Source organism: Chitinivibrio alkaliphilus ACht1 (assembly GCF_000474745.1).
Lineage (GTDB): Bacteria > Fibrobacterota > Chitinivibrionia > Chitinivibrionales > Chitinivibrionaceae > Chitinivibrio > Chitinivibrio alkaliphilus.
The window spans coordinates 74,554-83,811 of sequence record NZ_ASJR01000012.1; the positions used below are offsets into that span (position 1 = coordinate 74,554).

Consider the following 9,258-nt stretch of genomic DNA (forward strand, 5'->3'; position numbering starts at 1 on the left):
TACATGCACGCAGAAACACCGGGACGCAGAGACGCTGCCCATAGGCTTGAAGGGGTTGTTTCGGCAATCGTCTATGGTAATGAAGAGACCGGCTTCGCGGTGTTGCGTGTTCGAGAAAGTGCTACTCAGACGGTCCACACTCTCGTAGGAAATCTTTCCCTGCTTCGTGTTGGCGAAGCAGCTGTTTTTTACGGATCATATGTAGATGATTCTAAGTGGGGGTTGCAGTTTAAAGCTCGGGCTTTTGAGTATAAAAAGGAGCCCCAGCTCTCTGAAATTAGGTTTATGCTTGGTTCTGGCTTAGTAGAGGGGCTTGGCAAAGCTCGTGCGGCGGCCATTACGGATCATTTCAAGGAAGAAACCCTTCACGTACTTAATACTGCACCGCATCGATTGAGAGAGGTTCCTGGTATTGGCAAAAAACGATCTGCCCGTATTATTGCCTCTTGGGAGCGAAAAAAACAGCTTCGCGACCTCTTCCTTTTTTTGCAGCCCCAGGGTATTTCTCTCTCCATAATACAAAAAATTTTAAAAAAGTATGGGGCAGATGCTAAGGCGCTCATTTCTGAAAATCCCTATCGCCTCATTACGGATATTCCCGGAGTGGGGTTTCGCAGTGCGGACGCCATGGCGCGATCCCTGGGGTATGAGGTCGATTCCTATCGTCGAATCAGCGCTGCCATCCGTTTTGTACTGCAACGAGCATGCCAAGGGGGAGATCTCTTTTTATGCCGTTCTGAGCTTTTACAGGCTGTGCTTCGGGAGCTACGTCAGGAAGTACCGGAAGAAAAAGTTCTGTTTTCCCTTGATACGCTTTTGCAGGAACATGTTCTGAAGGAAGATGCGGAGTGTATTTATCTTCGCTCTGTCTATGACACAGAGCAGGAGCTTGGCCAACTACTTCGCGGGTATATACAAAAAAACGCGGAGGCGCTTCCACAACACCAAGTAAAAGAGCTTCGCACATGGGCACAAGAGAGTTTTGATCATCGAGGTATGGAGTTTGATGCCGTGCAGTTTGATGCGCTGTGTGCATCCCTTTCGCACTCATTTATGGTTCTTACTGGAGGACCGGGGACGGGGAAAACAACGACGGTGCAGATGCTGGTGTCCTATTATCATGGACAGGGAAAAAAAATAGTCTTAACTGCACCTACGGGCAGAGCTGCACAGAAAATGAGTGAAGTGAGCGGTTTTGAGGCAAAAACAATTCATCGGCTCCTCGGATTTTCCTATGATGGTTCGGGAGGGCATTTTTCCTATGATGCATCGCATCAGCTCCGTCTGGATGTACTTGTGGTTGATGAGTTTTCCATGGTTGATATCTTCCTTGCCCATGCGCTTTTTTCAGCAACCCCGATTACGGCACGCATTATTGTTGTGGGTGATTCGAATCAGCTACCTTCAGTAGGGCCGGGGAAGGTTTTATGGGATCTTATTGCGTCTTCTCTTCCCCATGTTTCTCTTCAACGTATTTTCCGTCAAGCTGAAAAGAGCAGAATTGTAACAGCTGCCCATGAGATTGTACGGGGGGTGGTACCTGTTTTCCATAATACCAAAGGGGAAAACTGCTTTTTTATTCCGCGGAATTCACCTGAAGAGATTCATGATACAATTATTGAATTGGTAACACGGCGCCTTCCCGATGCCTATGACCGCACTGCCCTTACGCAGATACAGGTAATTACCCCCATGCACAAGGGAATGTGCGGAACGGAAGCCTTTAATACCACTTTGCAGGAGAAGCTGAATCATCGTATGAATAATGAGGGTATTGATGTCGGTACTCGTCGCTTTTCTCCGGGAGACAAGGTGATGCAGCGAAATAATAATTACGAGAAACAGGTGTTTAATGGTGATATCGGTTATATTCGGAAAATTCGTGATGGGGATGTCTATATCTCCTTCCCCGCCCAGCTTGTAAAGTATGATCGGGAAATGCTACAGGATGTAACCCATGCCTATGCGATTACCATACATAAAAGTCAGGGATCTGAGTTTCCTTTGGTGGTGATTCCCCTTACGTCGCAACATCACATTATGTTACGACGTAACTTAGTCTATACAGCCTTAACACGGGCACGGGAGGTCTGTGTGTTTGTCGGACAGTATGATGCCTTTGCCCGTGCCGTGGCAAACAGCAGTGACATCTCTCGTAATAGCTGCCTTTCCCGGCGTATTGGTATGTCCTCTTAAAAGGGGATAATAAGAGCGATCTCTGGAGAAGAATTCCATGATGGAACCAGGGAGAATGGAGTATTGAAATTGGAAAGATGGGCATCAATATAGGCGTCGAAAACACCATAGAGATAGGCCACAACCCCATACCAGAGAAACATGGTTCGCTCCCGTTGTGCACGGTCATAGCGGTCTTCCCAAAATGACGTAAACTCTTCTTTTTCACGTTCCGTGAGGTTGTCGTATTCCCCATGGGCATGAACCCGTTTCATTGCATCTTCAGCGTCGCGAGATGCGGCGCCAAGCTGTATTGCTGAGAAGGCACAGCCGATCTGGGTTGTCCAGACAAATCCCGCTTTATACGACTCGCCATTATAGAGTTGTCCAAGTCCGAGGAAGGGGATGAGGGAGAGGCGAAGCGCCCTGCGAGGCTCTCTCGGTGTGGACCGATCATCAAAGAGATTCTGTTCTACTGCGATGCCGTCAAAGAGGCTCCATGCGAATACCCCTCCAGCCCACAGGGCATAATTATAGTATCTTCTTCGTTCTCGTTCCAGAGAATACTCTTCTGCAAGAAGATCATTGAAATACGTGATCCTGCGGTACGAAGAGGTCTCATGTATATCCGTAAGCTCGTAATAGGCTTCTTTTCGTAGATCCACACTATCATATTGGGCATGATAGATTTGGCGTCGTGCTATGGTAGCTGTGGAAAATCCGGTAAAAAGACTTGCCTGAAGGGCTCCGCGAAGGGGGTCTTGACGAGAAAATCGTACTGCCCCGGGAATGGCAATACGGAGTGGCGATAGGGATGCTTCTGCAGATAGACACATGGACAGGGTGAGGGTCAGGAGTACTGCTTTTATCATGGGAGTTTCCACTGTATCGGGGAATGGTTATACTGTTGCAGTATACGATTTGTCTGCGAAAAGGGGCGGCTGCCAAAAAAACCACGATAGGCAGAAAGGGGAGACGGGTGTGGTGCCGTAAGCACGGAATGCTTTTGAAGCGGAAGGGAGCGACTAAACCTTTGAGCATGGTTGCCCCAGAGAAGAAATACAAGGTTTTCATGGGCTTCGGCTATGGAATATACTACTTTTTGTAAAAGCTCTTCCCACCCGATACCACGATGGGAATGGGCTTTTTCTGCAGAAACGGTCAAGCATGTATTAAGAAGTAAGACCCCCTCATGGGCCCATGGGGTAAGATCGGTGGATGTGGGCATTGGCAGGGAGAGGTCTGCAGCATACTCCTTGAAGATATTTCGCAGTGAAGGAGGATATTTTTCTCCGAAAGGAACGGAAAAGGCGAGGCCGTGAGCTTGCCCCGGTCCGTGGTATGGGTCTTGCCCGATAAGAATGGCACGAAGAAAGTGAGGTGGTGTTTCTTCAAAGGCTGTAAATATCTTTTCACGCTCTGGAAATATGGTCTCTTCGGAGCGGGATAGAACGGCATCAATATTTTGGAGCTCCTCTTCAAAGGGAGCAAAATAGGAGCTCCATGCAGGTGGAATAAGATCAGTAAGGGGAGTCATTCTGGAGCACCTTCGTAATCGTCTTGAGAACTGCTTCACGCGGTATGGAGGAAATGATTTCAGACGTACCCAGCGTACGGGGAAGAACAAAGCGAATCTCTCCCTTTGAAACCTTTTTATCAGATTTCATTGCTTCATATAAGTCTGTTGCTTTAGGGGTATATGGCAGAGATGGACGTGGTATCTCTGCTGCACATTTTCTCAATCTTTGAGAGTCTTCTTCAGATACCAGCCCTTGTTGTATTGCAAGCTCAATGGCGCAAAGAATTCCCCAGAATACCGCCTCTCCGTGGAGGATATTTCCAAAGCCAAGCTCATGCTCAAAGGCATGACCAAAGGTATGGCCAAGGTTTAAGAGGGCTCGCGTGCCGTGCTCTCGCTCATCTTCGCTTACAATTCGGGCTTTTATTTCCACGGATCGGCGAATCGCTTCCCGAAGAATATGAGGATCTCCCCCAAGAAGTGCTAAAAAAGAGTTCTCCATGAATGCAAAGGAGTCACTTCCACCAATGAACCCATATTTTAGTATTTCACCACACCCTGCTTGGTACTCTTTTGGGGGGAGGGTTTTGAGGTAGGTCGTAGAAATCCAAACAAATTGAGGTTGATAGAAACTCCCAATGAGATTTTTTCCCATGGGATGATTCACTCCTGTTTTTCCGCCTACGCTGGAGTCAACCATGGATAGAAGGGTGGTGGGAAGCTGAACATAGGGAACCCCGCGAAGAAAAATGGATGCTGCAAAACCAGCCATATCACCGACAACCCCACCTCCAAAGGCTACAATAACAGTCTTTCTATCGAGCCGATGTTCTAAAAGGTAGGTGAGAATGTCCTGAATGGCTTCTTGGGTTTTATAGGCTTCGCCGTCTGGTACGGCATAGAGATAAAAGCGTTTTCCAAGCTTTTCTTTCCACTGAGCAATTTTTTTCCGGTAGAGTTGTTCGAGAGTGGTGTTGGTAATAAAAACGGTGTTATTTTCTCCCGTATGCTTGGCTAGAGCCGCAAGAAATTGTTCGTCTTGATCGATATATACGGGATAGCCCTTTTTATGAGGAAGGGGAAGATCAATTTTCATGGTGTTTTCCTTTTGTTTCAGGGGGGGATGGGGGCGTACGTTTCCAGCGATCATGTATCCAAACCCACTGCTCTGGATATTGTTCTATGTAGGAGCTGTAAAACTGATTAAAGTCTTTCGCAATGTTGTAGATATCCTGTACACTATCTCCTGTGGCCGGTATTTCGCAGGGATGACTGACAATGTGGTATTTTCCTGTGGTGTCTCGGTAGGTTGCTACGTAGATAATGGGAATATCATATTTTACGGCGAGTTTGATACTGGTTGTGGGTGTAAAGGCAGGTTGTCCCAGAAATGGAACAAAGACTCCCTCTTTGGTTGTATCTTGATCGATGAGGACCCCGAATACGGCCCCGTTTTTGAGTGCTTTAATGATTTTTCCCAAGGAGTTTTTCCGTGGGATGTAGTGAACCCCCCGTCGACTTCGAATCTCTTGGATAATTGTTTCTACCCGAGGATCAAACAGGGTTGATCCTACGGTAATGTTTTGATAGGAAAAGCTTTGAGCAATTTGCGATTGTAACTCAAAGGCGGAGAGATGACCGGAGAGTACAATAACACCGCGTCCTTTTCTGTAAGCATTTTGTAACACCGTTTCATCAAATTCTATCCATTGGTGAAACTCTCTATCGGTCAATTCCGGCAAACGAACTGCATCAAGAAAAGCGATGAGTAGGTTACGAAATACTCTTCGTGTCATACGACGAATCTGTCGGGGCGTTGCCCTTGGATAGAAGCGGCTTAGGTTGTGAATCGCCCTGTTTCGTTCTTTCGATAAGATCACGTAACCCACGTACCCAAGAGGAATAGCCATGGCGTGGAGTACTCTCACGGGGAGTCGTTTTGCTGCTCCTACAATACAGTGGACAAGGCAAAACCCGATATAATGACGAAGTGGTCGTGTAAATTTTCTCACAAGGGTATCCTTAAAAGCGGTCAATTAAGTCGTCTGAGGAGTCGTTTTCTTCTCCCGTAGATGAGATTCCCCCGACAACACGGAGTTCAAAATCATCTGGATTTGAGGCATACTGTTTTGCTGTCTCAAAGGAGACCATATCGAGTTTGTACAGCTGCTCAAGGGATTGATCAAAGGACTGGCTGCCGTATTGCTGGTTTCCTGATTTAATAATATCGGGAATTAGGTGGGTTTTTTCTGCGTCGCGCAGATACTCCTCTGTGGCAGCATGATTTACCATTATTTCCGTAGCAGGAACCATACCTGCTTTGTCATCACGCGGGAGAAGTCGCATTGAAATCACCGATTGCAGTACACTACTCATAAGAAGTCGGACTTGTTGATGTTGATGTGCGGGAAAAAATGAGACAGCCCGGGAAATTGTTTCTACTGCATTAAGGGTGTGCATAGTACTTAATACTAAATGCCCCGTATCTGCAGCCGTGAGAGCTCCAAGCATGGTTTCTTCATCTCGTATTTCCCCCATAAAAATAACATCGGGATCTTGCCGCATGGCAGCACGTAGAGCCGTGGTGTAGGAAGAGGTATCCTGGCCAATTTCCCGTTGTGCAACGGCTGATTTTTTGTTTCTATGAAGAAACTCAATGGGGTCTTCAATGGTGATTATATTTGATGCACGATGGCTATTGATGTGATCAATCATTGATGCAAGAAGGGTTGATTTTCCCGAGCCGGTGGTTCCTGTCACAAGAATGAGACCGCGCTTCTGCATGGCCAGCTCCAAAACAATATCGGGAACATTGAGTGAGTGGAAGGGAGGGATTTCAGATTTAATATGACGAATGGCAAGAGAGGGGGTTCCCCGCTGATTAAAGGCATTTAATCGGAATCTGCCGAGACCGGGTACCCCAACCCCCGCATCTATTTCCTGCTTCTGTTTCAGTGCCTTTTCCTGCCACTGATTCAGGAGCCCTTGGATTATAATATTCATATCTTCCACGGTGAGAGTCTTGGTTTTTGCACCGACAAGATTGCCGTGAATCCGATAGTACGGTACACATCCAACACGCAGGTGAAGGTCTGAGGCTTTGTTGCGAACCATGGTATGCAAGAGGCTTTTATAGTCCATAGAAATATCCTTTAAATACAGGTGAGACTTCGGCTGCTGTGTGAGAGGAGATCATATCCTTCCTCAGTAACAATAAGAAGATCTTCAATGCGCACTCCTCCCGTATGAGGCAGGTAAATGCCTGGTTCAACCGTAATAACCATGCCTGGTTTCAAGACGGCATCACTTTTTTTGTTCAAGGCCGGATACTCATGTATCCGCAGCCCTACTCCATGGCCCGTTCCGTGTTGAAAATGTGGCCCATATCCTGCATCTTCAATGATGGATCGGCATGTAGCATCAATTGTTGCGGCAGAAACCCCGGCGCGCACCGCCTTTTTCCCCATCTCCTGGGCATGGGATACTGTGCGGTAGATCTCTTCCATGTGTGGACTGATCTTGGTTGAGAAAAAGGTACGGGTCATATCAGAGCAATATCCGTGATATGTACATCCAAAGTCAATCAGTATGGTATCTCCTTCTTGAAGTACTTTTTTGGAAGAGGGGGTGCCGTGTGGAAGAGAACTGTGTTTGCCAAAAAGCATGATTGTGGGAAAGGATGGACCTTCGCTTCCTTCTTCCAGACAGAGTTTTTCCAGAAGACGGGCCGCGCTATATTCATCTATTCCTGGGGTGAGGTGTGGCAGTAGTTTATTGAGGGCTCGATCCGCCATTGCTGCAGCGGTACTGATATAGGTAAGTTCGTCCCTTTGCTTTTGAGCAGAAATAAGGTGAATATCCCTTTTGCAGTGGAAAAACTCAACTCCGGAAAGATGTTTTTGCATCTCTGCAAATGAGTCGAGGGTAAGGGATTCAGATTCTATCCCAATACGCATAGATGGCGATAGTACTTTTGAAAGGGGTGCAAAGAGTGAATTTGTTACGGGGAGAAAGGTCCAGCCGGTATGAGTACAGAGTTCTTGGGCTTTTTCGGCGTAGCGAAAATCCGTAAGAAGGTATACTGTTTCATGAAAAATAAGCAGGGCTGCATTTGACGAGATAAAATCAGCAATATAGCGAATCGATATGGATTCTGTAAGGAGAATGCCCGTCAGATCTTTTTGGTTCAGATATGAGCGTACGTCCCTAATCCTGTTCGTCATTAGTATTTTTTTCCTGGAGAAGATGTTCTATTTCCTGTATTTTTTGTATATACTCTTCATTGTCAGTTTGTCGTTCAGCCAAGCGTTTGTAAATTTCCATGGCCAGATGCGGTTGACCTTGTTGCAGGTAAATATCTGCAAAGGTAGGGGTTAATACATGGTCGGGAATATTTTTGCTTCCCTCATCAGCGGCAAGACGCTGGCTAAAGCTGGAGTCTTGATATGCCGGGGTGTTTTTCCGTTTTCGGTACGCTTGTTTTAATTGTGAAATAATCCCTTCAAGATCTTGAAGCTCTTCATATGAGGCACTGTTTTTCTCTGCGGATGATTTTGGTTTTGCATTACTGAGGATTTCTTCGTTTAAGGCTTGCAGATCAAGCCCCCGTTCAGGCTGCAGGCGAATATCTTCTTCGGTGAGATCGCTGGTTTTCTCATCTTGATTCAAGTGGTCTTGAGTAATCGAAGGGATTTCTCCGGATTCCTCAAGTTCTGCTCCCTCCTCTGACAAGGCAATGACATTTTCTACCAAGGCGTCAATATCTTCTAAGGAATCGATTTCATCCTGTACAGCGTTAGTAGGGGAGTCTTCTTGAGAGATCTCTAGTGTGTTTTTTTCTGTGAAGACACATCTTCTTGCGGTTCATTTCGGGTGAAATCATCACCCTCCTGAATGTCTGTTTCTGCCCTATCTTCTGAGGTGGGTACGGAGGTCGTACTGTGTGAGGTATTATCGACTTCTTCTGTCGCGATATGGGAAGAATGTTCTGGCGTTGTTTCCTCAAGGAAAGTATCTTCCTCAGACGTATTCAAAGCGCCTTCTACTATGGAGTCGATCTCATTTAGCTCAGTTTCTTCCGAAACCTCCGCTTCTTCCGAAACCTCCGCTTCTTCCGAAACCTCCGCTTCTTCCGAATCATCCTGTACAGCGTTAGTCGGGGAGTCTTCTTGGGAGATCTCTGGTGTGTTTTTCTGTGAAGACACATCTTCTTGCGGTTCATTTCGGGTGAACTCATCACCCTCCTGAATGTCCGTTTCTGCCCTATCTTCTGCGGTGGGTACGGAGGTCGTACTGTGTGAGGTGTTATCGACTTCTTCTGTCGCGATATGGGAAGAAGGTTCTGGCGTTGTTTCCTCAAGGAAAGTCTCTTCTTCAGACGTATTCAAAGCGCCTTCAACTATGGAGTTGATCTCATGTAGCTCAGTTTCTTCCGAACTCTCAGCTTCTTCCGAACTCTCAGTTTCTTCCGAACTCTCAGTTTCTTCCGAACTCTCAGCTTCTTCCGAACTCTCAGCTTCTTCCGAACTCTCAGTTTCTTCCGAACTCTCAGCTTCTTCCGAACT

9 protein-coding genes are annotated in these 9,258 nt (G+C 46.7%); 1 reads left to right on the plus strand and 8 read right to left on the minus strand.

The features are described 5' to 3' along the window. Window positions 1-3: 3 nt before the first annotated feature. Window positions 4-2,196, plus strand: coding sequence for an SF1B family DNA helicase RecD2 (gene recD2, locus CALK_RS07375; RefSeq protein WP_022637051.1), 2,193 nt, complete (start codon window positions 4-6; stop codon window positions 2,194-2,196). Here the strand turns inward: recD2 and CALK_RS07380 are convergent. The 8 genes from CALK_RS07380 to CALK_RS13035 all read right to left on the minus strand — a co-directional run. Further along, a complete protein-coding gene (locus CALK_RS07380) occupies window positions 2,193-3,047 on the minus strand; it encodes a DUF5683 domain-containing protein (RefSeq protein ID WP_022637052.1) in 855 nt (284 codons plus the stop codon). The genes recD2 and CALK_RS07380 overlap by 4 nt on opposite strands. After that, window positions 3,044-3,712, minus strand: coding sequence for a uracil-DNA glycosylase (gene ung / locus CALK_RS07385; protein WP_022637053.1), 669 nt, complete (start codon window positions 3,710-3,712; stop codon window positions 3,044-3,046). The genes CALK_RS07380 and ung overlap by 4 nt, the downstream gene beginning before the upstream one ends. Then, complete coding sequence (gene aroB / locus CALK_RS07390; RefSeq protein WP_022637054.1) at window positions 3,696-4,790, minus strand: 3-dehydroquinate synthase; 1,095 nt, start codon at window positions 4,788-4,790, stop codon at window positions 3,696-3,698. Before aroB ends, ung begins: the two co-directional genes overlap by 17 nt. Next, on the minus strand, window positions 4,780-5,706 hold the full coding sequence (locus CALK_RS07395) for a lysophospholipid acyltransferase family protein (protein WP_162146716.1): 927 nt from the start codon (window positions 5,704-5,706) through the stop codon (window positions 4,780-4,782). Before CALK_RS07395 ends, aroB begins: the two co-directional genes overlap by 11 nt. 10 nt (window positions 5,707-5,716) lie before the next feature. Further along, the gene (locus tag CALK_RS07400) at window positions 5,717-6,835 is read right to left on the minus strand and encodes a type IV pilus twitching motility protein PilT (RefSeq protein WP_022637056.1); all 1,119 of its coding nucleotides are present in this window, start codon (window positions 6,833-6,835) and stop codon (window positions 5,717-5,719) included. An 11-nt stretch (window positions 6,836-6,846) separates the two neighbouring features. After that, the gene (locus tag CALK_RS07405) at window positions 6,847-7,917 is read right to left on the minus strand and encodes an aminopeptidase P family protein (RefSeq protein ID WP_022637057.1); all 1,071 of its coding nucleotides are present in this window, start codon (window positions 7,915-7,917) and stop codon (window positions 6,847-6,849) included. Continuing rightward, window positions 7,901-8,446: a hypothetical protein gene (locus CALK_RS07410; protein ID WP_022637058.1), complete on the minus strand. Its 546-nt coding sequence runs from the start codon at window positions 8,444-8,446 to the stop codon at window positions 7,901-7,903. The genes CALK_RS07405 and CALK_RS07410 overlap by 17 nt, the downstream gene beginning before the upstream one ends. Before the next feature lie 71 nt (window positions 8,447-8,517). Further along, window positions 8,518-9,258: hypothetical protein (locus CALK_RS13035; RefSeq protein ID WP_034637255.1), on the minus strand; the 741-nt coding region annotated here is incomplete at its 5' end.